The organism is Nocardia sp. NPDC003345 (assembly GCF_053589395.1).
The window spans coordinates 1-23,912 of sequence record NZ_JBSFRU010000057.1 but is presented as its reverse complement, the minus strand read 5'-3'; the positions used below and the strand labels follow the sequence as shown (position 1 = coordinate 23,912).

The 23,912-nt window shown below is 69.5% G+C and carries 22 protein-coding genes; 13 read left to right on the top strand and 9 right to left on the bottom strand.

The window, feature by feature from the left end; translation table 11 throughout:
* The 5 genes from argJ to ACWDU1_RS09725 all read left to right on the top strand — a co-directional run.
* On the top strand, nucleotides 1-1,144 hold a 1,144-nt coding region (gene argJ, locus ACWDU1_RS09745; RefSeq protein ID WP_449997192.1), incomplete at its 5' end, for a bifunctional glutamate N-acetyltransferase/amino-acid acetyltransferase ArgJ.
* Nucleotides 1,141-2,055, top strand: coding sequence for an acetylglutamate kinase (gene argB, locus ACWDU1_RS09740; protein ID WP_449997190.1), 915 nt, complete (start codon nucleotides 1,141-1,143; stop codon nucleotides 2,053-2,055). The genes argJ and argB, both read left to right, overlap by 4 nt.
* A complete protein-coding gene (locus ACWDU1_RS09735) occupies nucleotides 2,052-3,251 on the top strand; it encodes an acetylornithine transaminase (protein WP_449997188.1) in 1,200 nt (399 codons plus the stop codon). Before argB ends, ACWDU1_RS09735 begins: the two co-directional genes overlap by 4 nt.
* Nucleotides 3,248-4,213, top strand: a complete 966-nt coding sequence (argF, locus tag ACWDU1_RS09730; protein ID WP_449997186.1) for an ornithine carbamoyltransferase — start codon at nucleotides 3,248-3,250, stop codon at nucleotides 4,211-4,213. Before ACWDU1_RS09735 ends, argF begins: the two co-directional genes overlap by 4 nt.
* Nucleotides 4,210-4,719 (top strand): arginine repressor, encoded by a 510-nt coding sequence (locus ACWDU1_RS09725; protein ID WP_449997184.1) that lies wholly within the window; start codon nucleotides 4,210-4,212, stop codon nucleotides 4,717-4,719. The genes argF and ACWDU1_RS09725 overlap by 4 nt, the downstream gene beginning before the upstream one ends.
* A gap of 55 nt (nucleotides 4,720-4,774) precedes the next feature.
* On the opposite strand, the gene ACWDU1_RS09720 is transcribed toward ACWDU1_RS09725, so the two are convergent.
* The 3 genes from ACWDU1_RS09720 to ACWDU1_RS09710 all read right to left on the bottom strand — a co-directional run bounded on the left by ACWDU1_RS09720 (nucleotide 4,775) and on the right by ACWDU1_RS09710 (nucleotide 7,059).
* A complete protein-coding gene (locus ACWDU1_RS09720; protein ID WP_449997182.1) occupies nucleotides 4,775-6,406 on the bottom strand; it encodes an amidase in 1,632 nt (543 codons plus the stop codon).
* Between the two features lie 191 nt (nucleotides 6,407-6,597).
* Nucleotides 6,598-6,744 carry a hypothetical protein gene (locus ACWDU1_RS09715; protein WP_449997180.1) on the bottom strand — a complete coding sequence of 49 codons (147 nt, stop codon included), beginning with the start codon at nucleotides 6,742-6,744 and terminating at the stop codon, nucleotides 6,598-6,600.
* Nucleotides 6,745-6,915: 171 nt separating this feature from the next.
* Entirely contained in the window at nucleotides 6,916-7,059 is a 144-nt protein-coding gene (locus ACWDU1_RS09710) for a hypothetical protein (protein WP_449997178.1), read from the bottom strand.
* Between the two features lie 27 nt (nucleotides 7,060-7,086).
* Between ACWDU1_RS09710 and ACWDU1_RS09705 the strand changes: the two genes are divergently transcribed.
* The gene (locus ACWDU1_RS09705; RefSeq protein ID WP_449997176.1) at nucleotides 7,087-8,289 is read left to right on the top strand and encodes an argininosuccinate synthase; all 1,203 of its coding nucleotides are present in this window, start codon (nucleotides 7,087-7,089) and stop codon (nucleotides 8,287-8,289) included.
* A 100-nt stretch (nucleotides 8,290-8,389) separates the two neighbouring features.
* On the top strand, nucleotides 8,390-9,799 hold the full coding sequence (gene argH / locus ACWDU1_RS09700) for an argininosuccinate lyase (RefSeq protein ID WP_449997174.1): 1,410 nt from the start codon (nucleotides 8,390-8,392) through the stop codon (nucleotides 9,797-9,799).
* A 211-nt stretch (nucleotides 9,800-10,010) separates the two neighbouring features.
* Here the strand turns inward: argH and idi are convergent, their stop codons facing one another.
* Nucleotides 10,011-10,598, bottom strand: coding sequence for an isopentenyl-diphosphate Delta-isomerase (idi, locus tag ACWDU1_RS09695; RefSeq protein WP_449997172.1), 588 nt, complete (start codon nucleotides 10,596-10,598; stop codon nucleotides 10,011-10,013).
* A 161-nt stretch (nucleotides 10,599-10,759) separates the two neighbouring features.
* Here idi and ACWDU1_RS09690 point away from each other — a divergent pair, with 161 nt between their 5' ends.
* The gene (locus ACWDU1_RS09690; RefSeq protein WP_449997170.1) at nucleotides 10,760-13,702 is read left to right on the top strand and encodes an AMP-binding protein; all 2,943 of its coding nucleotides are present in this window, start codon (nucleotides 10,760-10,762) and stop codon (nucleotides 13,700-13,702) included.
* Between the two features lie 7 nt (nucleotides 13,703-13,709).
* Here ACWDU1_RS09690 and rffA read toward each other — a convergent pair whose 3' ends face one another.
* The gene (gene rffA / locus ACWDU1_RS09685) at nucleotides 13,710-14,849 is read right to left on the bottom strand and encodes a dTDP-4-amino-4,6-dideoxygalactose transaminase (protein WP_449997168.1); all 1,140 of its coding nucleotides are present in this window, start codon (nucleotides 14,847-14,849) and stop codon (nucleotides 13,710-13,712) included.
* Nucleotides 14,846-15,985 carry a glycosyltransferase gene (locus tag ACWDU1_RS09680; RefSeq protein ID WP_449997166.1) on the bottom strand — a complete coding sequence of 380 codons (1,140 nt, stop codon included), beginning with the start codon at nucleotides 15,983-15,985 and terminating at the stop codon, nucleotides 14,846-14,848. The genes rffA and ACWDU1_RS09680 overlap by 4 nt, the downstream gene beginning before the upstream one ends.
* A gap of 200 nt (nucleotides 15,986-16,185) precedes the next feature.
* Between ACWDU1_RS09680 and ACWDU1_RS09675 the strand changes: the two genes are divergently transcribed.
* From ACWDU1_RS09675 to ACWDU1_RS09665, 3 genes are read left to right on the top strand one after another with little or no spacing between them, the layout of a single operon-like run.
* Entirely contained in the window at nucleotides 16,186-18,396 is a 2,211-nt protein-coding gene (locus tag ACWDU1_RS09675) for a hypothetical protein (protein ID WP_449997164.1), read from the top strand.
* Entirely contained in the window at nucleotides 18,393-18,935 is a 543-nt protein-coding gene (locus tag ACWDU1_RS09670) for a GtrA family protein (protein ID WP_449997162.1), read from the top strand. Before ACWDU1_RS09675 ends, ACWDU1_RS09670 begins: the two co-directional genes overlap by 4 nt.
* 5 nt (nucleotides 18,936-18,940) lie before the next feature.
* Nucleotides 18,941-19,171 carry a Trm112 family protein gene (locus ACWDU1_RS09665; RefSeq protein ID WP_449997160.1) on the top strand — a complete coding sequence of 77 codons (231 nt, stop codon included), beginning with the start codon at nucleotides 18,941-18,943 and terminating at the stop codon, nucleotides 19,169-19,171.
* Between the two features lie 6 nt (nucleotides 19,172-19,177).
* Here ACWDU1_RS09665 and ACWDU1_RS09660 read toward each other — a convergent pair whose 3' ends face one another.
* Genes ACWDU1_RS09660 through ACWDU1_RS09650 form a run of 3 tightly spaced genes read right to left on the bottom strand, consistent with a single transcriptional unit; the run spans nucleotide 19,178 to nucleotide 21,377 of the window.
* Entirely contained in the window at nucleotides 19,178-19,816 is a 639-nt protein-coding gene (locus tag ACWDU1_RS09660) for a TetR/AcrR family transcriptional regulator (protein WP_449997158.1), read from the bottom strand.
* Complete coding sequence (locus tag ACWDU1_RS09655) at nucleotides 19,813-20,649, bottom strand: ABC transporter permease (RefSeq protein WP_449997156.1); 837 nt, start codon at nucleotides 20,647-20,649, stop codon at nucleotides 19,813-19,815. Before ACWDU1_RS09655 ends, ACWDU1_RS09660 begins: the two co-directional genes overlap by 4 nt.
* The gene (locus ACWDU1_RS09650) at nucleotides 20,646-21,377 is read right to left on the bottom strand and encodes an ABC transporter ATP-binding protein (protein WP_449997154.1); all 732 of its coding nucleotides are present in this window, start codon (nucleotides 21,375-21,377) and stop codon (nucleotides 20,646-20,648) included. The genes ACWDU1_RS09655 and ACWDU1_RS09650 overlap by 4 nt, the downstream gene beginning before the upstream one ends.
* A 158-nt stretch (nucleotides 21,378-21,535) precedes the next feature.
* Between ACWDU1_RS09650 and ACWDU1_RS09645 the strand changes: the two genes are divergently transcribed.
* Both ACWDU1_RS09645 and tyrS read left to right on the top strand, forming a co-directional pair.
* Nucleotides 21,536-22,156, top strand: coding sequence for a DNA-3-methyladenine glycosylase (locus ACWDU1_RS09645; protein WP_449997152.1), 621 nt, complete (start codon nucleotides 21,536-21,538; stop codon nucleotides 22,154-22,156).
* Nucleotides 22,157-22,205: 49 nt separating this feature from the next.
* Nucleotides 22,206-23,495 (top strand): tyrosine--tRNA ligase, encoded by a 1,290-nt coding sequence (tyrS, locus tag ACWDU1_RS09640; RefSeq protein WP_449997150.1) that lies wholly within the window; start codon nucleotides 22,206-22,208, stop codon nucleotides 23,493-23,495.
* The last annotated feature ends 417 nt before the right edge of the window (nucleotides 23,496-23,912 follow it).

Here is a 23,912-nt window from a genome sequence, read left to right as displayed (position 1 = left end):
GGCGGGTATCGCCGCGGGGATCAAGGCCGGCGGTAGACCCGATCTGGCGCTGGTGTTCAACGAAGGCCCCGAGTACGCCGCGACCGGAGTCTTCACGAGTAACAAGGTCAAGGCCGCGCCGGTGCTGTGGTCGCAGCAGGTCCTGAAATCCGGACGGCTGCGCGCGGTGCTGCTCAACTCCGGTGGTGCCAACGCCTGCACCGGGCCGCTGGGCTTCCAGGACACCCACCGCACCGCGGAGGAACTGGCGACCGCCCTGAGCAACTGGGGTACCGAGACCGGCGCCGGAGAGGTCGCGATCTGCTCCACCGGCCTGATCGGCGACCGCTTGCCGATGGACAAACTGCTGCCCGGTGTCACCGAGATCGTGCGCGAGATGGGCGGCGGGATGTCGGGGGGCAGCGATGCCGCGCACGCCATCATGACCACCGATACCGTGCCGAAAGAGGCCTCCCTGCATCACGGCGGGAAGTGGAACGTCGGCGGTATGGCCAAGGGCGCGGGCATGCTGGCACCGTCGCTGGCCACCATGCTGGTGGTGCTCACCACCGACGCGGTAGCGACCGCCGACCAGCTCGACAGTGCGCTGCGCAAGGCCACCCGGCTGACCTTCGACCGGCTCGACGTGGACGGTTCCATGTCCACCAACGACACCGTCCTGCTACTGGCCAACGGCGCCAGCGAGGTCGCGCCCACCCAGGACGAACTCGACGCCGCGGTCCTGGCGGTCTGTGACGATCTGGCCGGGCAGTTGATGGCGGACGCCGAAGGTGTCACCAAGCGGGTCCTGGTGACCGTTCGAGGCGCCCGCAGCGAGGACGACGCCCTGGTCGCGGCCCGTGTCATCGCGCGCGACAGTCTCGTCAAAACCGCCATGTTCGGTTCCGACCCGAACTGGGGCCGGGTGCTGGCGGCGGTCGGCACCGCTCCCATCGATCTCGACCCGGACCTGATCTCGGTATCGTTCAACGGCTCGCCGGTCTGTATCGACGGGATGGGTGCCCCGGGCGCGCGCGAGGTGGATCTGAGCGGGGCCGATATCGCGGTGGTGGTGGATCTGCGGCTCGGCGACGGTACCGCCACCGTGCGCACCACCGATCTGTCGTACGGCTACGTCGAAGAGAACTCGGCCTACAGCTCATGACCGAGGCGATCCACGAACTGTCCGCGCTGGACAAGGCCCATATCCTCGCCGGTGCGCTGCCGTGGCTGCAGAAGTTCCGGGACAAGGTGGTGGTCGTCAAGTACGGCGGTAACGCCATGATCGACGACGGCCTCAAGCGGGCCTTCGCCGCCGATATGGCCTTCCTGCGGACTGTCGGTGTGCATCCGGTGGTGGTGCACGGCGGCGGGCCGCAGATCTCCGCCATGCTGAACCGCCTCGGGCTGACCGGTGAGTTCCGCGGGGGCTTCCGGGTCACCACACCCGAGGTGATGGATGTGGTGCGGATGGTGCTGTTCGGGCAGGTCGGCCGGGAACTGGTCGGGTTGATCAACGCGCACGGGCCGTACGCGGTCGGGATCTCCGGCGAGGACGCCCGCCTGTTCACCGCGACCCGCCGCACCGTCGTCGTCGACGGCGCGGCCACCGATATCGGCCTGGTCGGCGATGTCACCGATGTGCATCCGGATTCGGTACTGGATCTCATTCGCGCCGGCCGGATCCCGGTGGTGTCGACCATCGCCCCGGACGCCGACGGTGTGGTGCACAACATCAACGCCGATACCGCCGCCGCCGCGCTGGCGGAGGGGATCGGTGCGGAGAAGCTGGTGGTGCTCACCGATGTCGAGGGGCTCTACACGAACTGGCCGGACCGGTCGTCGCTGACCAGCGTGATCGATACCGACGCGCTGGCCGAGCTGCTGCCGTCGCTGGACGCGGGCATGGTGCCCAAAATGGAGGCATGTCTGCGCGCCGTCCGGGGCGGGGTCCCGGGTGCGCATGTCATCGACGGCCGGGTGCCGCATTCGGTATTGCTGGAACTTTTCACCGGGGAGGGCATCGGGACGATGGTCACACCGCCGGCGGACGAGAAAGACGGAGGCAGAGCATGAACACTGCGGAACTGCGGCAACGGTGGTCGGACGTGATGATGCGCAACTACGCCACTCCGGAGGTGATGCTGACCCGGGGTACCGGCGCGGTGGTCTACGACGCGGACGGCAACCGCTATGTCGATTTCGTGGGCGGTATCGCCGTCAACAGCCTGGGGCACGCGCACCAGGCGATCCTGGGCGCGGTGATGGACCAGCTCGGGACTCTCGGGCACGTATCGAACCTGTACGGCAGCGAGCCGGTCATCGAGCTCGCCGAACGGCTGCTCGCGCATTTCGGCGACGGCGAGGGCCGCGCGTTCTTCTGCAACTCCGGCACCGAGGCCAACGAGGCCGCGTTCAAATTGGCGCGGCTGACCGGCCGCCGCAAGATCATCGCCTGCGACGAGGCCTTCCACGGCCGCACCATGGGTGCGCTCGCGCTCACCGGCCAGCCGTCCAAGCGGGCCCCGTTCGAACCCATGCCGCCGGGGGTGGTGCACATCCCCTACGGTGACGCCCGGATTCTGGAAAAGGCGGTCGACTCCGATACCGCCGCGGTCTTCCTGGAGCCGATGCTGGGCGAAAGCGGCGTGGTGGTCCCGCCGATGGACTATCTGGTCCGCGCCCGCGAGATCACCGCCCGCCACGGCGCGCTGCTGATCCTGGACGAGGTGCAGACCGGTATCGGCCGGACCGGGAAGATGTTCGGCCACCAGTCCTTCGGTATCACTCCCGATGTCATGACCCTGGCCAAGGGGCTGGGCGCCGGACTCCCGATCGGTGCCGTGCTGGCCACCGGGCACGCGGCCGAACTGTTCACCCCGGGTCTGCACGGCACCACCTTCGGCGGTAACCCGGTCTGCGCGGCCGCCGCGCTGGCGGTGCTGCGCACCATCGAGGAGGAGGGCCTGCTCGAACACGTCGAACAGGTGGGCAAGCGTCTGAGCGACGGGATCGCGGTGCTCGAACATCCACTGATCTCGGAGGTGCGGGGAGCCGGTCTGCTGATCGGTATCGAACTCACGCATCCGGTGGCGCCGCGCGTCGAGGCCCGGGCGCGGGCCGCCGGGTATCTGGTGAATCCCGCCAAACCGGATGTGATCCGGCTGGCGCCGCCGCTGATTCTCACCGAGACCCAGGCCGACAATCTGGTGCTGGATCTTCCGGTGATCCTCGACGATGTCCTGGCCGAAACGAAAGGAACCCGGGGATGACCACCTCGATCCGGCCGGACACCGCTGTCCGGCATTTCCTGCGCGACGACGATCTCAGCCCGGCCGAACAGGCCGAAGTGCTGGCGTTGGCCGCCGAACTCAAGAAGAATCCGTTCTCGCGCCGCCCGCTCGAGGGGCCGCGCGGGGTGGGCGTGATCTTCGACAAGAACTCCACCCGCACCCGATTCTCCTTCGAACTGGGTATCGCCCAGCTCGGCGGGCACGCGGTGGTGGTGGACGGGCAGACCACCCAGCTGGGCCGCGACGAAACCCTCGCCGATACCGGCCGGGTGCTCTCCCGCTACGTCGACGCCGTCGTCTGGCGCACCTTCGGCCAGCAGCGGCTCGAGGAGATGGCCGCGGGCGCCTCGATACCGGTGGTCAACGCGTTGTCCGACGAGTTCCATCCCTGCCAGGTACTGGCGGATCTGCTCACCATCACCGAGCACAAGGGCGGGCTGAAAGGGCTGCGGCTGGCCTACTTCGGTGACGGCGCCAACAATATGGCGCACTCGCTGCTGCTCGGCGGGGTCACGGCCGGACTGCATGTGCGGATCGCCGCCCCGGCCGGTTTCCTGCCCGCACCGGAGGTCGTCGTGGCCGCGCGGGCGCGCGCCGCCGAAACCGGCGGTACCGTCACCGTCACCGAGGATCCGGGCGCCGCGGCAGCCGACGCCGACGTCCTGGTCACCGACACCTGGACCTCGATGGGCCAGGAGGGCGACGGCCTGGACCGGGTCGCCCCCTTCCGGCCCTATCAGGTGAACGCCGCCCTGCTGGCCCGCGCGGCCGCCGACGCGGTGGTGCTGCACTGTCTGCCCGCCCATCGCGGCGAGGAGATCACCGACGAGGTGATCGACGGGCCGCGCAGCCTGGTGTGGGACGAGGCGGAGAACCGGTTGCACGCGCAGAAGGCGCTGCTGGTGTGGTTGCTGGACCGTAAGGGCGCGCACCGGCGATGAGTGAGGCTCGTATCCATGCCACCGGCCCGGTCACCGCGGCCACCCGGGCCGGACGTCAGTCCCGGATCATCGCACTGCTGGCCGCCCATCCGGTCCGCAGCCAGACCGAACTGGCCGGCCTACTCGCCGCCGAGGGTATCGAGACCACTCAGGCGACCCTGTCGCGTGATCTGGACGAGCTGGGCGCGGTCAAACTGCGCGCGGCCGACGGCGGCGCGGGTGTCTATATCGTCCCCGAGGACGGCAGCCCCGTCCGCGGGGTCACCGGCGGTACCGGGCGGCTGGCGAAACTCCTCGGCGATCTGCTGGTCTCCACCGATTCCAGCGGCAATATCGCGGTGCTGCGCACTCCGCCCGGCGCCGCGCATTTCCTGGCCAGCGCCCTGGACCGCGCCGCGCTGCCCTATATCGTCGGCACCATCGCGGGCGACGACACCATCGCGGTGATCGCGCGCGAACCGCTCACCGGCGCCGAGGTCGCGGCGAAAATCGAGCAGCTCGCCTGAAACCGCGCGGCCGGGCACGGCACGGAACCGGCTCGCGGCGGGCTTTCGGGTCCGGTCAGCCGGTCGCGGCGGTGGGAACGAACTGCGCCGGCGGCCGTCCGACGATGGTGTTCGTCGGATCGGGGCCCGGCCCGGGCGCCGATCGGGCGGTATGCGGCAGCTCCCGGGGGCCGGGGGGCAGCTCGGGCGTCGCCAGCCAGGCCGGTTCGGCGGCCTGGATCTCCAGACCCACCGCGATGAGTTCCGCGTCACCCCAGATCCGGCCGCCGAGCTGGACACCGAAGGGCATCCCGGTGGCGCCGGACAGGCCGGCGGGCAGCGAGAGGGCCGGAGCGCCGGCATAGTTCGCCCAGGTCACCGGAAGCGGGGGTTCCGTGAGATTCTGGACGACCTCGTCGCGTCCGCGGCGATCGGTGGTGACCGTGGGCGCCACGATCACATCGAGTGCGTGATCGGCCAGCAGGCGGTTGTAGTCGTGTTGATACCGGAGCCGCTGCTGCTCGAACGCGAAGTATTCCTGGATGGGCGCGGCCAGGCTGGCCAGCGCCGGCGCGAGCGCCGCCGCCGACTCCGGCCGGTACAGACCGAGCCGGTCGGACCACTGCCGGTGGTAGAGGCCCGCTTCCAGGCCGTCGCCCAATGGTGAACTCGGTACCGGCGGCAGGGCGATATCGACCAGTTGCCCGCCCAGCCCGGTGATGACCCCGAGGAACTGCGACATCAGTGCGCCCAGGGCGCCCGGCAGCCCGTTCGCCGTGGGCCGATCCACGCCGAAACGTTTCCCCGCGAGTGGTTTCCGGTCTCCGGAGGCGGCTGTCGGATAACCGGACGATGGGACCGCGACCGCCGTGGCGGTCGACGGATCGTGCGGATCGTGACCGCTGAGCGCGGACATGACCAGCGCGGCGTCGGCGAGGCTGCGGCCCATGGCGCCGACATGATCGCGGGACGCGGTCGCCGGTATCACCCCGAAATTGCTGACCTGACCGAAGGTCGGTTTGATCGCGCTGACCCCGGCGCGCGCGGCCGGCACCCGGATCGAGCCTCCGGTATCGGTGCCCAGGGCGATCGGGCCGAAGCCGGCGGCCACGACCGCGGCGCTGCCGCCGGAGGAGCCGCCGATGACCGCCGAGGCATCCCACGGATTGCCGACCTGTGGACAGGTCATGCCGAGCGCGAACTCGTCGGTATGCGCATGGCCCAGCAGGACCATGCCCTGATCCCGCAGCCGTCGATAGGCGGTCGCGTCGCCGGCGGCGATATTTCCGGCCAGGACCCGGCTCGAGGCCGTGAGCGGTAGCCCCGCGACCGCGAACATATCCTTCAGCGCGAAGGGCAACCCGCACAGCAGTGGTGCGTCACCGGCGGCCAGCCGCTGTCCCGCCTGCTCGGCCTGCTCACCGGCAACATCGGGATAGGTCCGCACCCAGGCGTTGATCGGCCCGTCGAAGGCCGCACTGCGACGCAGGCAGGCGTCGAGGAGTTCCCGCGGGTGCAGACGCCGGGCCTGGAGGAGCGCTACCGCCTCGAGCGCCGTCAGCAGCGCCGGGTCGGTGGCGGTGATCCGCGCGGGATCGGGCAGGGGCGGGGGAGTCGCGCGGCCGAGTAGCGGTGGCGCCACCAACGCCGCGACGAGTCCGGCGCCGGATGCCCGGACGAAGGCTCGCCGGGACAGGCGCGCGGTCACCGCGCACCGGACCGGTCGTGCCGGTCCACACCATGCCGGTGATCTGCTGCGGGGCCGGCGTCGGCGGTCGTACCGTCGTGGCCCTCGGCGGGTTCGGGAGATCCCACAAGTCGCACCCGCGCAACTGTAGTAGGAAACCTGGGCGCCGAATTACCCAGGGCGGCGGTGATCTTGCCCGATTACGGCGGCGATCAGTGGTTGTTCACCAGTTCCTGCAGGAGCGGTGTCATGAGGTCCAGGCCGAGGGTTCCGACGGTCAGAGCGGCGTTTCCCAGGGTTACGACGATCACGCCGATGGTGTCGTAGTTGTCCATCGCCCATTGCTGCAAGGTCTGCACTGTCTCACTCCTCTCCGATTCACGAGCGCGAGTGGTGTGACCAGCGTCTCATAATCGGAGCCGGTCGCCAACGGTTGATCCTTCACTCGAACCGCCGGGCCGACTATCGTTCGCGCAGGTGATGGCGCCCGAACACCCCGGTTATGAATGAGATTGCATCATCGTGCATAATCATTTGCAGCGGCGGCGCAAGCCGAACCGGCAACGGGCCAGCATACTGCTGGAGACCACCGCCGAACCCGGCCGCCGAGCGCGGGTCCGCGAACGCGGCAGACAGACGAACAGCAGTAGTCCCGCGACCATCAGCGGACTCACGACACGTAATCCGAGGAGCACCAGAACATGTCCGATCGCGTCGTACTCGCCTACTCCGGTGGGCTGGACACCTCCGTGGCCATCAGCTGGATCGGCAAGGAGACCGGCGCCGAGGTCGTGGCCGTGGCCATCGACCTGGGGCAGGGCGGCGAGGATATGAACGTGGTGCGTCAGCGCGCCCTCGACTGCGGCGCGGTGGAGGCGGTCGTGGTCGACGCCCGCGACGAGTTCGCCGACGAATACTGCCTGCCCACCATTCAGGCCAATGCCCTCTACCAGGCCGAATATCCGCTGGTCTCGGCGATCAGCCGGCCGCTGATCGTCAAACACCTGGTGGAGGCCGCGAAGTTCCACGGCGCGTCCACCGTCGCGCACGGCTGCACCGGTAAGGGCAACGATCAGGTCCGGTTCGAGGTCGGCATCGGCGCGCTGGCCCCCGACCTGAACGTGATCGCCCCGGTCCGCGACTACGCCTGGACCCGGGAGAAGGCCATCGCCTTCGCCGAGGAGAACAAACTCCCGATCAACGTCACCAAGAAGTCGCCGTTCTCCATCGACCAGAACGTCTGGGGCCGTGCCGTCGAAACCGGTTTCCTCGAGGATCTGTGGAACGCGCCCACCAAGGACGTCTACGACTACACCACCGATCCGACCGTCAACTTCGAGGCGCCCGACGAACTGATCGTCACCTTCGACAAGGGTGTGCCCGTCGCGATCGACGGCCGCCAGGTCAGCGTCCTGGAGGCGATCACCGAACTGAACACCCGCGCGGGCCGCCAGGGCGTCGGCCGGCTCGATATGGTCGAGGACCGGCTGGTCGGCATCAAGAGCCGCGAGATCTACGAGGCGCCGGGCGCCATCGCGCTGATCACCGCGCACCGCGCGCTCGAGAGCGTCACCCTGGAACGTGAACTCGGCCGGTACAAGCGGCAGGTCGAGCAGCGCTGGGGCGAGCTGGCCTACGACGGCCTCTGGTTCTCGCCGCTCAAGCGGGCCCTGGACGCGTTCGTCGCCGAAACCCAGCAGCATGTCTCCGGCGATATCCGGATGGTGCTGCACGCCGGCAATGTCGTGGTCAACGGCCGGCGCAGCGAACAGTCGCTCTACGACTTCAACCTGGCGACCTACGACGAGGGCGATACCTTCGACCAGTCGCTGGCCAAGGGCTTCGTGCAGATCCACGGCCTGTCCTCGAAGGTCGCCGCCAAACGCGATCTGAACCAGAAGTAGTCACGACGAGTTGACCGCCACCCGGGCCGGCCCGATACCGGCCCGGGTCCATACCGTGCGGACGGCGATCCGTACCGCACACCGACACGTGGGAGAGGTAGTGGGCACCAACGAAGGCGCGTTGTGGGGCGGCCGGTTCGCCTCGGGTCCCGCCGAGGCGATGGCGGCGCTCAGTAAATCGACCCAGTTCGACTGGGTGCTCGCGCCCTACGATATCCGCGCGTCCAAGGCGCATGCCCGGGTCCTGAACAAGGCGGGGTTGCTCTCGGAAAGCGATCTGTCGGGCATGCTGACCGGTCTGGACGCGCTCGCCGCCGATGTCGGATCGGGGGCCTTCACGCCCGCCGAATCCGACGAGGACGTGCACGGCGCTCTGGAGCGCGGGCTGATCGAACGCGTCGGCGCCGAGCTCGGCGGCCGGTTGCGGGCCGGGCGTTCGCGCAACGACCAGGTCGCGACCCTGTTCCGGATGTGGCTGCGCGATGCGGTCCGGCGGATCGCGGCCGGCCTCGTCACCGTGGTGGACGCGCTGGTGGATCAATCGGCCGCGCATCCGGACGCGGTGATGCCCGGTAAAACGCATCTGCAGGCCGCGCAGCCGGTACTGCTGGCACACCATCTGCTGGCCCACGCCCACCCGCTGCTGCGGGATATCGACCGGCTGCGGGATTTCGACCGGCGGGCCGCGGTATCCCCGTACGGTTCCGGTGCGCTCGCGGGGTCCTCGCTCGGCCTGGATCCGGAGGCCATCGCGGCGGAACTGGATTTCACGGCGGCCGCCGCCAATTCCATCGACGCCACCTCGTCGCGGGATTTCGCGGCCGAGGCGGCCTTCGTACTGGCGATGATCGGGGTGGACCTCAGCCGGATGGCCGAGGAGATCATCATCTGGAGCACCGCCGAGTTCGGCTACATCACCCTGGCCGACGCCTGGTCCACCGGTTCGTCGATCATGCCGCAGAAGAAGAACCCGGACGTCTCCGAACTCACCCGCGGCAAGGCGGGGCGGCTGATCGGTAATCTCACCGGCCTGCTCGCCACCCTCAAGGCGCAGCCGCTGGCCTACAACCGCGATCTCCAGGAGGACAAGGAGCCGCTGTTCGATTCGGTGGCGCAGCTGGAGCTGCTGTTGCCCGCCATCGCCGGGCTGGTGTCGACCCTGACCTTCCACACCGGCCGGATGGCCGAACTGGCGCCCGCCGGATTCACGCTGGCCACCGATATCGCCGAATGGATGGTGCGCCACGGTGTGCCGTTCCGCGTGGCGCACGAGGCGGCCGGCGCCTGTGTCCGGACCGCGGAGGCCCGGGGCGTGGGGCTGGACGAGCTGACCGATGCGGAGTTCGCCGCCATCGACCCGGCGCTCACGCCCGAGGTGCGGGAGGTGCTGACGGTCGGCGGCTCGGTGGCCTCACGCGATGCCCGCGGGGGGACCGCGGGGGAGCGGGTGCGGGAGCAAGTGGCCGAGGTCCGGCAGGCGGCCGAGGAGATCCGCGGCTGGCTGGGCTGATCGCCCCGGCGGGAGGCCGCGCCGATACGGTGCGGTCTGCCGCGGACACGGTTCCGGCGGCACGTTTCCGGCCGGAGGCTGGTCGGCTGTTGGCTCTCGAGATGTGCTTACGCGGATATGCGCATTCAACTATAAGGCGCGCCGGGAAGGCCACATGGCCGTGAATCGCCCAGGAAAGCAAGGACGGCGATGGACCGCGCGAGGCGGATCGTCAATCGGCGGGCGGGCGGTATTCGCCCACCACCTCGAGCACGCCCGGGAACCAGGGACTGAACTCGTCGGGCCGGGCCCGCAGTTCGGCCCGCAGCGCCGGCGGGTCCACCCAGCGATAGGCCGCGACCTCGGCCGGGTCGGGTACCGGATCGGCGTGATCGAGCCGCCCGACCAGGACGTGGTCCCACTCGTGTTCCACGTAACCCGTGCGTGGATCCTCGGCGCGATAGCGGTAGACACCGACCTCGGTCAGCGGTACCCGCAGCCCCATCTCCTCGGCCAGCCGGATACCGGCCGCCTCGCCGACCGGTACGCCCGGGGCCGGGTGGCCGCAGCAGGTGTTGGACCAGCGGGCGGGGAAGCGGGTCTTACCGGCCGCGCGCTGCTGTAGCAGCGTCCGCCCGGCGGAGTCGAAGATCAGAACCGAGAAGGCCCGGTGCGGGAGACCCGGGGCGCGATGGGCCCGTGCGACCGGGCTCGACCCGATCGTCCTACCGGCCGCGTCGACGAGTTCGACGAGTAGCGATTCCCGATCGGTGGCCGGCGACGGGCGCGCGGGGGTCGGGGCAGGGGTCGCGTCGGTCACGATCCTCACCCTATCGGCGTGCGTCGCGAGGTTCCGCGCCGGTGACGGGTACATGATGTAGATGTCACAACGGACCCTCGGGGCCGGTGTGGGTTATGGCAGGCTTGTGCGTACCTCTTGTGTGAGGTGTGCCACGCCACGTGTAGGGCTGGGAGCGGAACGTGAAGTTGAGTGTGCGAGGTTTGGTGGGATCGGCGCAGCGGGTGATGGCCACGGCGCACAACGGTCTCGAGGTGATCCGTTTCGGCGGGCTCGGACGCGATACCGATTCCTCGCCGTACGAGGTCGTCGAACGACGCCCCATGTACCGGCTCCGGCGCTACTTCCCGGGCGAGTCCGCGGGCGGCCCGGTGGCCCTGTTCGTACCGCCGCTCATGGTCAACGCGGACATCTGGGATGTCAACGGCGACGACGGCGCGGTGGGAATCCTGCACCGCGGCGGTATCGACTGCTGGGTTGTCGATTTCGGATCGCCGTCCTCGGAGGAGGGCGGCTGGAAACGTGACCTCGCCGATCATGTGCTGGCGGTGAACAGTGCCATCGACAGCGTCTGCGCGGCCACCGGCCGCAGCGTGCACCTGATGGGGTACTCCCAGGGCGGGATGTTCGCCTATCAGGCCGCCGCGTACCGCGCCGGTAAAGGTATCGCCAGTATCGTCACCTTCGGCAGCCCGGTGGATATCGTCGCCGGGATGCCGCTGGGCCTGCCGCACGCGGCGGTGAGCGATCTGGTGGATTTCGCCGCCGATCATGTGGTACCCCGCCTCCCCATCACCGACCGGATGGTCCGGATCGGGTTCCAGTTGCTGGACCCGGTGAAAACCGCAAAGGCCCGCATCGATTTCCTGCGGCAGCTACACGACCGGGAAGCCTTGCTGCCGAAGGAGCGGCAGCGCCGCTTCCTCACCAACGAGGGCTGGATCGGATATGCCGGTCCGGCGGCCGCCGATCTGCTCAAACAGTTCGTCGTGCACAACCGGATGATGCTCGGTGGATTCGTCATCCGGGACCAGCCGATCTCGCTGGCGGATCTGAAATGCCCGATCCTCGCGTTCGTCGGGGAGGTCGACGAGATCGGCCAGCCGGCCGCGGTGCGCGGAATCGTGCGGGCCGCGCCGCGGGCCGAGGTCTACGAATCCACCGTGGTATCAGGTCATTTCGGACTGGTCGCGGGTTCGGTGGCGACCAGGTCCACTTGGCCGCAGGTACGCGAATGGGTGGGCTGGGTGGACGGCGGCAATGCCCTGCCCGACGAGATCCTCCCCATGCACGATCATGTCCCGACCGACCTCCCCCGTTCGGCGCTGATCCGGGCCGTGCACACGGCCGCCGCCCTGGCCGAGGCGGGTGCGGAGATCAGCCGGACCTTCGAGCACCTGGCCGCCAATACCGTGCGGGGTTCGGTGGGGGTGGTCGAGGGCGCGGCGCGCACCCTGCCCCGGCTGACCCGCCTCGGCATGATCCAGTCCGATACGCGGATCTCGATCGGCCGGCTCCTGGCCGAACAGGCGCGACGCGCACCGAAAGGGGAATGCTTCCTCTTCGACGACAGGGTGCACACCAACGCGGCGGTGGACGCCCGGATCGAGAATGTCGTACGGGGACTGATCTCGGTCGGTATCCGCCCGGCGACCCGGGTCGGTGTCGTGATGGAGACGCGGCCCAGTGCGCTGGCGACCCTGGTGGCGCTGTCGCGGATCGGGGCGGTTCCGGTGCTGCTCGCCCCGGAGAGCGAACTGAACTCGGCGCTGGAGCGGACCGGGACGACGATCCTGGTTTCCGACCCGGAGAACGTCCGCCATGCGGTGGCGACCGGGGCCCGGGTACTGGTTCTCGGCGGCGGCGATTCGCGCGGTCTGGCCGTGCCCGCGGGGACCGATCTGGTCGACCTGGAGCAGGTGGATCCGGACCAGGTGCGGTTACCGGGCTGGTACCGGCCGAATCCGGGGCGGGCGCGGGAACTCGCGTTCATCCTGGTGTCGGGCGTCGGTGATCGCCTCGATATCAAATACATCACCAACCACCGCTGGGCGCTGTCGGCGTTCGGCACCGCCTCGGCCGCAGATCTGGATCACAAGGACACGGTGTACTGCCTGGCGCCGCTGCACCATTCGTCGGGGCTGCTGGTGAGCCTGGGCGGGGCGATCGCCGGGGGCAGCCGGATCGCACTGGCCCGGTCGCTGGACCCGGCGCGGTTCGCCGAGGAGGTGCACCGCTACGGGGTCACCGTCGTCACCTACACCTGGACGATGCTGCGCGATATTCTCGACGCCGAGGTCTTCCCGCAGGGACATCCGCATCCGGTGCGGTTGTTCATCGGTTCCGGGATGCCGGCCGGACTGTGGCGGCGCACCCTGGAACAGTTCCCGCCGGCCCGGGTGCTCGAGTTCTACGCATCCATCGAGGGCGATGTGGTGCTGGCGAATGTGCCCGGGGTGAAATTCGGCTGCAAGGGCCGTCCGGTGCCGGGTACCGCCCGGGTGGAACTGGTGGCGTTCGATTCGGTCACCGGGCAGATCGTGATGGACGACAACGGGTTCGCCCGGCGTTGTGCCGATAACGAGGTCGGCCTGCTGATCGGTTCCACCGGATCCACCGGCGATCTGTCCCGAGGCGGGTTGCGCGGGGTGTTCGAGGCCGAGGATTCCTGGCTGCCCACCGAGAACCTGTTCCGCCGGGACACCGAGGGCGATTACTGGCTGGTGGACCGGATCGATACGGTGATCCGGACCCGTCGCGGCCCGGTATTCACCCAGCCGATCGTGGATGTACTCAACGATATCGCCGCGGTGGATATGGAAGTGGCCTATCCGCTGGCCACCCGGGACCGGACCCTGGCCGTCGCGGCGGTCAGTGTACGGCCCGGATTCCGGCTCGAGGCCCAGGATCTCACCGAGGCCCTGCGTTCCCTGGCGCCCGACCAGCGTCCGGATGTGGTGTACGTGGTCGACGATATTCCGCGTAGTCCCTCGTTCCGGCCGTCGGCGCAGGCGGTCCAGCGGGCAGGCGGACCGCGGCCCGGTCCCGGCACCTGGTGCTACGAGCCGGAATCGGAGAGCTACGAGGTACTCACCGATCTGGGCCCGCTGGGGCTGCTCACCTGATCCGCCGCTACGGGCACCGGTACGCGGTGACCGCCTCGAGGACCCGGTCGAGCTGATCGCCGGTGAGCATGGGCCACAGCGGAAGTCGCACGATCGTCGCGGCGAAACGGGCGCTGCGGGTGCAGGGCACCGGGGTGCGGCCGTACTTGAGCCCGGCCGCGCTGGAATCCAGTGGCACATAGTGGAACGGCGCCACGATATCGCGGCCGGCCAGATGCCGGATGAGCCCGTCGCGGGCCTCCTCGCTGGGCATCCGCAGGTAGAACAGGTGCGCGGTATGCCGCCGGTCCGGCGGCACGGTCATCGGTGCCACGCCCTGACCCGCCGCCCACGCGGCGAGCCCCGCCGCGTAGGTGTGCCACACCCGGTGCCGGGCCCGCTGGATGGCGTGGAATTCGGCCAGTTGCGCGTCCAGCACCGCCGCGTTCAGCTCACTGGGCAGATAGCTGGAGCCGATATCCTGCCAGGAATACTTGTCGACCTGCCCGCGCAGGAAACGCGCGCGGTCGGTGCCCTTCTCCCGGATGACCTCGGCACGCCCCATCAGGATGTCATCGGATAGCAGCAGCGCGCCGCCCTCACCGCAGTGCACGTTCTTGGTGTCGTGGAAGCTCTGGGTCCCGAGGGTGCCCAGCGTGCCGAGTGCCCGGCCCCGCCAGGTGCCGCCCAGTCCGTGGGCGTTGTCCTCGATGAGCGCGAGGCCGTGGCCGTGCGCCAGGTCCTGCAGTGCCGCCATATCCGCGGCCACTCCGCCGTAGTGCATCACCACGATCGCCTTGGTGTGATCGGTGATCGCCGCGGCGGCCGCCCCGGGGTCGATATTGCCGGTATCGGTGTCGATATCGACGAAAACGCAGGTGGCGCCGTGCACCGCGAAGGCGGTGGCAGCCGAGGTGAAGGCGAAACTCGGCACGATCACCTCGTCGCCGGGTCCCAGTTCCAGCAGCAGCGCGGCCAGTTCCAGCGCATGCGTGCACGAGGTGGTCAGCAGTACGTGCGGCGCGCCGGTGATGGCGGCGAGTTTCGCGGTGGCGGCGGCGGTGAACGGGCCGTCGCCGTGGCAATGGTCGGAATGCAGTACGGCCGAGACATTCGCCAGTTCGGCCGCGGAGCGGTAGGGCCGGCTGAAGATGATCCGGCCGCTCACCGTGCCGCGACCTCGGCGCGCGGCCGGGCACAACGCGGCGCCGGCTCGCCCGGCGGCCGGGGCGTGGGTGAATCGACGGTCAGGTACAGCGGTTTGCCGACCAGGATGTGCAATACCACGCCGAGGTATTCGGCGATCAGGCCCAGCGAGAACAACAGCGCGCCCGAACACAACAGCAGGACCACGATGATCGACGCCCAGCCTTCGGGGTTGTCGTCGCCGGTCAGCGCCGCGTGGATGATCACCGCCGCCAGTACCGCTCCGGTCAGCGCCAGGGTCAGCCCGAGCAGGCTCACCACCCGCAACCCCCGGGTTCCCGAGCACAGCACCATTTTCCAGAACAGCGAGAACAGCCGCCGGTAGTTGTAGCCGGATTCGGCGCGGCCCTCGCTGCGCAACCGGACCGGTGCGGTGGCGGTGCGGCCGACCACCCAGGTCAGCGCGACGTCGAGATAGGCGCCGTTGGCCGCTACCTCGGCGAGCCGGCGGCCGATATCACCGCGGATGAGCCGGAAACTCTCGAACCGGGTGGAGGCCGGGAAGGCGAACAGCGTCGCCAGCACCAGTTTCGCGCCCCGGGACGTGAGGTTGCGCAGCGGTCCGTGCGGCCGGGTGTTGGTGGGCCGGGAATACACCAGATCGGCGCGCTCCCGATGGGCCGTATCGAGGAAATCGGCGATATGGGCCGGATCGTGCTGTCCGTCCTCGTCCATGGTCACCACCCAGCGGCCGCGGGCCGCCGCCAGCCCCGCGATGGTGGCCGCGTCCTGACCGTAGTTGCGGCTCAACCAGATGACCCGCACCTGCGGGTATTCGGAACCCAGGTGCCGCAGGACCAGATCCGAGCGGTCGGGCCCGTGGTCGTGGACCAGCACGATGTCGTCGATCCGGAAACGCAGGCCTCCGGCCGTGGTGGTGGGGGTGGCGAACCGGTCGAGTTCGCGGACCAGCCCGGCGATGGTCTGCTCGCCGCGATACACCGGTACCACCACCGAAACCCGGCATACTTCGGGCGAATCGGAATACCCGGCCGCGCCCGAATCGGCGGACCGCGGGTAGGACGACAGCGGGGCGCCGGGATCGGCGCGGCCGGGCCGGGAGGCCGGTGCGGATGCGGAGCTGGGCGAAAACGGCATTGGCGAGATCGACTTTCGACGGAGGATAACGCGTTGCCGGGTCTCGATGACGCTGGTGAGCCCGAGAAATGCGAACTCTAGCAGGTGCACACGGTGTGTCGCCGCCGGATTCGGATGCGCGTCGTTCCGGCCGCGGCGACGGGCCGGGGCGGTAGGGTCTGGGACCCGTGGCGGAAGGTCGAACGGGTGGTCGGCGGGAAGTGCTCCGGTGGGCTCTGGTGTGCGCGGCCGGGGTGATCGCCGCGTATTCGGCTGTGCTCCTGGCGAACCCCCGGCACTTCTACACCGACGACACCGAGGCCCAGTACGCGCCGCTGTGGGTGATGACGGGCCATTCGCTGTGGGAGGGGAAGTTCCCGGTGCTGGTGCCCGAGCACTGGCTCGCGGGGAACTACGCGATCGAGGAAGCGGGACTGCTCAATCCGCCGCAACTGCTCATCGACCTGCTGGCGGTCACCGTCGATGATCTGGCCCTGTACGCGACCCTGGTGAAGCTGGTATTCGGGGTGATTCTCGGGCTGGGGGTCTACCGGGTCTGCCTGGAGTACGGTGGGCGCCCGGCCTGGTCCGCCGTGGCGGGAGTCGCCCTGCCCTGCAGCGGGTTCCTGCTGTTCTTCGATGCCGCGAGCTGGATGACCGCGTTCACCGGGACGGCCTGGCTGGTGCACGCGTGGGCCTGCGGAGTGCGCTACGCACGCGGCCGGGGCGGTCCGGTCCCGGTGTTCGTCTTCCTGTACTTCACGATCTCGGTGCAGTACGTGTTTCCGGCGGTCGAGGCCGCCGTCCTGATCGGGTGTGTCCTGGTGGGCGAGTATGTCTATCGCCGCGACCTGGGGCCGGTGCTCCGGCTGGCCCTGGTATCGGTCTGCGCGGGCCTGGCCGGACTGGCCACGTATCTGCCGAGCCTGCTGACCGCCGATGTCACCTGGCGTGGTGCTTCGGAGATCCACAACGACCAGTTCCTCACCGTGCCGTGGTCGGAATCGCTGAACGCGAGCCTGCCCAGCACACTGCCCGCCTTCACCTCGTGGTGGGGCTATGTCCAGCCCTTGCCGATGGTCTATATCGCCTGGTTCCTGGTACCGGCCCTGGCGTTCGTGGACTGGCGGCGGGCGCGCGATACCGCACGTGAACTGACGGGCCCGGCGCTGTTCGCGGTGCTGATGCTGCTGTGGACCGCGGGGCCCGGAACCATGGGCCCGCTGCGCTGGCCGGCGCGGGTGCTGCCGATGCTGGCGCTGGCGCTGCTCGTTCTGGTGTGCGTTTTGCTCGGCCGGTGCGGGACGGTGGCGGGCCTGCGCCGCCGCGGGCTCGCCGCGGGCGCACTGGTGGTCCTGCTGCTGTTGCGATCGCTGGGTGCGGCTCCGGAGCGGGCCGCGGCACATCTGGCCGCGGCGGTCGCGGTTTGTGGGCTCGGCATGGCCGTGGTCGTACTGGCCCGGCGCCGGGGTCCGGCGGCGGCCGCCCTGCTCGCGCTGGCCGCGGTGGCACCGATCGCCTACGTCCAGGTACTCGCGGCCCAGCCGACACCGATGAGCTGGGAACTGCCCGCGAAAGGGTCCGAGATGAAGGCCGCGTTCCCCGATTTCACCGGCACCACACTGCAATTGGGCGACCGGGCGCTGATCCCGGCCGGAGACCGAACTCTCGCCGGCGCCTACGGCTCGCTGGCCTTCGGCAACTACGCCAAGAACCTGGAACTCGACTACGTCGGCGGCTACACCCCCAACGGGCACTACCACTTCGGGCATCTGCTGTGTATGCGCTGGGACAGCAGCGTCTGCCCGGACGCCTACCGGCGCGCCTTCGCCCCCGAACCGGAAACCGGCCTGCCGCCGGTGGATCTGATGCTGATCGACCGCGTCGTACTGCAGCGAGCCCTGTATCCGGACGCGCGGAACCGGCCCGCGCCCAGCGGCTGGAAATGGGTCGACCTTCCGGGTCACGAGCACTACATCGCCGTGCTGGAACGCGAATCCGGGCCGGTATCCGGGCGGACCGGCCGGGTGTCCCACAGCGCAGGCGTCGAGGTGGGCGCCACCGCGGAGTCCGCCACCACCAGCCGCGTCCGGGTTCACGCGCCCACCGGCGGCCGCCTGGTCTTCGCCCGGCTGGGCTGGCCCGGCTACCGCGCCCATCTCGACGGCCGGCCGCTTCCCATCGATGTGGTGGCGGACAGTTTCGTCGCGGTCGATATCCCGCCGGGCACCCGCGACGGTGAACTCGAACTCACCTGGCGGCCGCCGGGCTGGAAGATCGGCGCCGCGGCCGCGGCCGCGGGCGTGCTCGGACTGCTCGTCCTGCAGGCGTACTCCGTCCACACGACCCGTCGCCGTCGCAACGCCCCGCCCGAGTTGCCCACCCCCGCACCCGGGCCCGCGCGACCCGGCCTGCTGGCCGTCCGGTCATGACGAACGACCCCGCCCCGCCCGGCGCGCCGGAGAGCCGGCCGGCTTCGGCGACCGTCGCATCGCGCCCCGGTGGTGGCGCCGGGGCGGAGACCACACCCCCGGTCGACCGCGATACCTGCGGCCGGGCCCGTCCCGGGCCGCTGCTGCGGCTGCTGCGAAGGCAGGAGCTCGCGTTCGCCGTGGTCGGCGCGGTGAATACCGTGATGGGTATCGGCCTCACGGTTGCCTGGCTCCAGATCCTCGGCCCTTCGGTGCCGCCGTCGGCCGGGGTGGTGGCCGCGTATACGACCGGCATCGGTATCGCGTTCGTCCTGCACCGCCGGCTGGTGTTCCGGGTGCGCGGGCGGGTGGCACGCGATTTCCTAGGGTTCGCCGCGGTGAACTGCGGGGGGCTGCTCGCCAACGCGTTACTGCTCGAACTCGCCGTATCGGTGCTGGGCTTCCCCCGGACGCCCGCGGCCGTCGCCGTGATGGGCGCGGTGGCCGTGGGCACCTACTTCGGCCACCGGTTCATCTCGTTCCGCCGCCCGGTAGGTTGATCCCCATGTCGGAGGAAACCATCCTGGATCCCACCCTGCTCGCTCTGCTGGCCTGCCCGCAGGACAAGGGCGCCCTGCATCTGGTGCGTACGGCCGACGGCGCGGATGTCCTGTACAACCCGCGCCTGCGACTGGCCTACCCGATCGACGGCGGTATCCCGGTGCTGCTGGCCGACGAGGCACGCGGCGTCGACGAGGCCGAGCACCAGGATTTCGCGGGCCAGTACGGCGAATGAGCCCGGTCAGGTCTGCGGTCGCGACCGGAGACCGACGTCGCCGGTGAGGTAGCGCTGGACCGTGGGGCCCACCGCGGTGACCAGATCGTCCAGCGGCAAGTCCGCCATCGCGCCGAGGTGCAGGATCTTGCGGGTGAGCACCAGCCCGGTGATCTGCGATGCCACCAGACCCACCCGGACGCGTCCGTCGTCGGCCTCGGTGGCGATCCGCCCGCGTACCCGCTCCAGGATCACCGATAGTAGGAAATCCCTGGTCAGGGAGGCATCGCCGCCCGCGATCATGGTGCGCACGAGCGCCACCGCGCCGGCGCCCGCCGGCGAGTCCCACAATCCGACGACGGCGCGCACGATGGTTTCTCCCAGACGGTCCATCGGCGCGGCGTCGAACTGCCGCAGCACCACCTCCGGATCTACCGGAAGTTCCACCACGGCTCCGAACAGGCCCTGTTTGGTCCCGAAGTAGTGGTGCACGAGCGCGGGATCGACCCCGGCCTCCGCGGCCACCGCGCGGATCGATGTCTTGTCGAATCCGTTGCGCGCGAACCGGTCCCGCGCCGCGGCCAGGATCGCTTCCCGGGTGTCCGGCCGCCCCGCCCGGCGGCCGGACCGGCCCGCCGGTGGGTTCGTGGCCGCGGTCCCGCTCATGCGGTCCGGCGCCGTAGCGTGGCCGCGCCCAGCGCCAGCGCCACCGCCGCGAAGGCCGCGACGACCGCCAGGTCCCACCACATGGCGGCACCCGGTTCGGCGTGGACCGACACTTCCTGTAGCGCGTCCACCGCATAACTCAGCGGCAGCAGATCACTGATGACGCGCAGCCAATCCGGCAGCTGTTCGCGCGGGACGAGCAGGCCGCACAGAAAGATCTGCGGAGCCGCGACCACCGGCATGAACTGCACCGCCTGGAACTCGGTCCGCGCGAAGGCGCTGCACAGCAGTCCCAGCGCCACCCCCAGCACCGCATCCACCATCGCGATCAGGACCACCCACGCCGGGTTACCGGCGGCAGTGAGGTCGAGCAGGCCGAATGCCACCAGGCAGGCCACCGCGGCCTGCGCCGCGGCCGCGATCGAGAACGCGGTCCCGTAGCCGGCCAGCAGGTCGAGTTTGCTCAACGGGGTGGTGAGCAGGCGTTCCAGCGTGCCCGAGGTGCGTTCGCGCTGCATGGCTATCGCGGTGATCAGGAACATGACGATGAAGGGCAGGATGCCCAGCATGCTGATCCCGACGCGGTCGAACAGGCTCAGCGTCTGCCCCGGCCCGACGGGGGTGTTCTGGTAGATGAAATAGAGCAGGGTCATCAGCAGTGCCGGTACCACCAGGATCATGGCCACGGTCCGGCGGTCGTTGCGGAGCTGCCGCAGGATACGGCCGGTGGTCGCCGCGTAGGCCCGCAGCGGCCGGGGCCCGGTCGCCGGTGCCGGTGTCCGCGCGGCAGGTCCTGGATGTCCCGGGGCCGCGGTGGTGCGCTGGTCACTCATGCCGGTGCTCCCGTCGTGATGAGGGCGAGGAAGGCCTGTTCCAGGTTCTGCTCGCCGGTACGTTCGCGGAGTTCGGCGGGAGCGAGCTGCGCGAGCAGGTGGCCGTCGCGCATCAGTAGCAGCCGGTCGCAGTGTTCGGCCTCGTCCATCACATGGCTGGAGACCAGCAGTGCGGTCCCGGCGGCGGCCAGTTCGTGGAACTGTTTCCACAGATCCACCCGCAGGACCGGGTCCAGCCCCACGGTGGGTTCGTCGAGCACCAGCAGATCCGGCGCGGCCACCAGCGCGCAGGCCAGTGACGCCCGCGTCCGCTGGCCGCCGGAGAGCTCGTCTCCGCGCTGACCGCCGTGATCGAGCAGCCCGACGGCCGCGAGCGCGGTATCGACCGATTCCCGCTCGGCGCCGTAGAGCGCCGCGAAATAGGCCACGTTCTCCCGGACGGAGATATCGGCGTAGATGCTCGGCGCCTGGGTGACATACCCGATCCGGCGCCGCAGCCCGGCGCTGCCGGCGGGCAGGCCCAGGGCGGTGATCTCGCCCCCGGCCACGATCTGGGTGCCGACGATACTGCGCATCAGCGTGGTCTTGCCGCATCCGGAGGGCCCGAGCAGGCCGGTGATCGAACCCCTCGGAATCGACAGCGAAATATTGTGCAGCACTTCGCGTTTGCCGCGTCGCACGGTGAGATCCCGGACATCCACCGCGACCTCCGCCCCGGTATCGGACATGGCCCGCCTCGATTCATCGCGTGTTGAATTCATCCTCTGATGAATTCTTCGCCCGTCGAGCTCCCGGCGCAACCCCCATGACGAAAAAGCCGACCGGTACCTCCCTCGAGCTGCGACCCGGTCGAATGGGAGGCGGATGGGCTGCGACAATCCACCGGATGAGTGCAGAAGAGCTGGCCGTCGATCCACCGACGGCCGCCCGCCGTCTCCTGGGTGCCACGCTCTGGTCGGGCCCGGTGGGCGCGCGGCTGGTGGAGGTCGAGGCCTACGGCGGTGATCCGGCGGGCCCGTGGCACGATCCCGCCGCCCATTCCGGCCGTGGCCGCACCCCGCGCAATGCGGCGATGTTCGGTCCGCCGGGGCATCTGTACTGCTATCTCAGCTATGGCATGCACACCTGCGCGAACGTCATCAGCGGCCCGGACGGCGTCGCCAGCGGTGTGCTGCTCCGTTCGGCGGAGATCATCGCCGGTCACGACATCGCCCGCGCCCGCCGTACCGCCGCCCGCGGGGTCCACGACCTGGCCCGCGGGCCGGGCAACCTGGGTAGTGCGCTCGGAATCGGGCTCGCCGACTACGGCACCGACCTCTTCGACCCCGAATCGGCGATCCGCCTCGAGCTCGGCCCGCCGGTCGATCCGGACCTGATCGCGATGGGACCGAGGGTGGGCGTGAGTACCGAGGCGGACCGGCCTTGGCGAGTGTGGCTCCGGGATTCCCGCGCCGTCTCCGCCTATCGGCGCAGTCCGCGCGCCCCGCGAATGCGGAAACCCGCGTAGGCCACCGGGCGGGCAGTTCGCCCGGGTGGCGGTGCGCGAAGATGAACCCGTGAGCAGCGACATCATCGACGAACTGACCTGGCGCGGTCTGATCGCGCAGTCCACCGACCTCGACGCGCTCCGGGAGGTGCTGGCCGCGGGCCCGCGCAATCTCTATGCGGGCTTCGATCCCACCGCCGCCAGCCTGCACGCCGGACATCTGGTGCCGCTGCTGGCGCTGAAACGCTTCCAGCGGGCCGGGCACCGGCCCATCGTGCTGGCCGGCGGCGCCACCGGGCTGATCGGGGATCCGCGCGAGGTCGGCGAGCGCACGATGAACTCCGCCGATACCGTCGCGCAATGGGCGGACCGCATCCGGTCCCAGCTCGAGCGGTTCGTCGACCTCGACGATTCGCCGACCGGCGCCCTCATCGTGAACAACATGGACTGGACCGCGTCCCTGAGCGCGGTCGATTTCCTGCGCGATCTCGGCAAGCACTTCTCGGTGAACGTCATGCTGGCCCGTGACACCGTCAAGCGCCGGCTGGAAGGTGAGGGCATTTCCTACACCGAGTTCAGCTACATGCTGCTGCAGGCCAACGACTACCTGCAGTTGCGCCGCGCCCACGACTGCGTATTGCAGGTCGGCGGCTCCGATCAGTGGGGCAACATCATCGCCGGGGTGGAGCTCAACCGCCGGGTCGACGGTGCGGCCGTACACGCGCTGACCGTCCCGCTGGTGACCTCGGCCGACGGTAAGAAGTTCGGCAAATCCACCGGCGGTGGCAGCCTGTGGCTCGATCCGGAGCTCACCAGCCCGTATGCCTGGTACCAGTACTTCGTGAACACCGCGGATGCCGATGTGGTGCGTTACCTGCGCTGGTTCACCTTCCTCGAGCGGGACGAACTGGCCGAACTCGAGGCAGCGACCGCCGAACGCCCGCATGCCCGCGAGGCGCAGCGCCGTCTCGCCGCCGAGATGACCACCCTGGTGCACGGCGAACAGGACACCCACGCCGTGCAGCTGGCGAGTCAGGCGCTGTTCGGCCGGGCGGAGCTGCGTGAACTGGACGAGCCGACGCTGGCGGCGGCACTGCGGGAGGCCGCCGGCGAGGGTGATGTCGCGGAAGTCGTTGCGGGCCAGGACACCATCGTCGACCTCCTGGTCGCCTCCGGGTTGTGCGAGAGCCGGGGTGCGGCCCGCCGGGCGGTGAACGAAGGCGGCGCGTCGGTGAACAACGAGCGCGTCAAAGACCTGGAATGGACCCCGGAAACCAGCGACTACCTGCATGGACGGTGGCTCGTATTGCGCCGCGGGAAGCGGAATTTCGCGGGTGTGCGCAGGGGTTCCGGGAATTGATCTTGGTGGGCTGGGTCACATTTTCGCGGCCCGGCCCGCTGGATCGCCCTCCCGCAAGCCTCTGAGCTGCGCAGATGCGGTGCGAAAGTGGCGATTTGACGTAGCGTTCTCCGCCGCGTAACTTAATCCAGGTCAGAGCGACACGGACACCGACCAGGGGCCCGGAGCGAGGCGGAAACGCCGAGCCGGAGGGACCAGGGACAACGAGGTTGTACGATGAGCGCCTGGCGGACCGGCCGAAGATGCGGAGTTTGACTCTGAGCCACTGGCCGGTTAAGCTAGAAAACCTGCCTTACTGAAGCCCTGGTTCAACCCAGACGCTGAAGCATGTGCGTGTGTTCTTTGAGAACTCAATAGTGTGTTGATGAATGTCAGTGCCAAATATTTAATTTGGTTTCGGTTCTTCATACCCCCGTG

Bases quoted from the DNA above. Each gene is read 5' to 3' on its own strand.
- argB (WP_449997190.1), top strand. From the start codon at position 1,141: ATGACCGAGGCGATCCACGAACTGTCCGCGCTGGACAAGGCCCATATC.
- ACWDU1_RS09735 (WP_449997188.1), top strand. From the start codon at position 2,052: ATGAACACTGCGGAACTGCGGCAACGGTGGTCGGACGTGATGATGCGC.
- argF (WP_449997186.1), top strand. From the start codon at position 3,248: ATGACCACCTCGATCCGGCCGGACACCGCTGTCCGGCATTTCCTGCGC.
- ACWDU1_RS09725 (WP_449997184.1), top strand. From the start codon at position 4,210: ATGAGTGAGGCTCGTATCCATGCCACCGGCCCGGTCACCGCGGCCACC.
- ACWDU1_RS09705 (WP_449997176.1), top strand. From the start codon at position 7,087: ATGTCCGATCGCGTCGTACTCGCCTACTCCGGTGGGCTGGACACCTCC.
- ACWDU1_RS09680 (WP_449997166.1), bottom strand. From the start codon at position 15,985: ATGCCGTTTTCGCCCAGCTCCGCATCCGCACCGGCCTCCCGGCCCGGC.
- ACWDU1_RS09670 (WP_449997162.1), top strand. From the start codon at position 18,393: ATGACGAACGACCCCGCCCCGCCCGGCGCGCCGGAGAGCCGGCCGGCT.
- ACWDU1_RS09665 (WP_449997160.1), top strand. From the start codon at position 18,941: ATGTCGGAGGAAACCATCCTGGATCCCACCCTGCTCGCTCTGCTGGCC.
- ACWDU1_RS09660 (WP_449997158.1), bottom strand. From the start codon at position 19,816: ATGAGCGGGACCGCGGCCACGAACCCACCGGCGGGCCGGTCCGGCCGC.
- ACWDU1_RS09655 (WP_449997156.1), bottom strand. From the start codon at position 20,649: ATGAGTGACCAGCGCACCACCGCGGCCCCGGGACATCCAGGACCTGCC.
- ACWDU1_RS09650 (WP_449997154.1), bottom strand. From the start codon at position 21,377: ATGTCCGATACCGGGGCGGAGGTCGCGGTGGATGTCCGGGATCTCACC.
- ACWDU1_RS09645 (WP_449997152.1), top strand. From the start codon at position 21,536: ATGAGTGCAGAAGAGCTGGCCGTCGATCCACCGACGGCCGCCCGCCGT.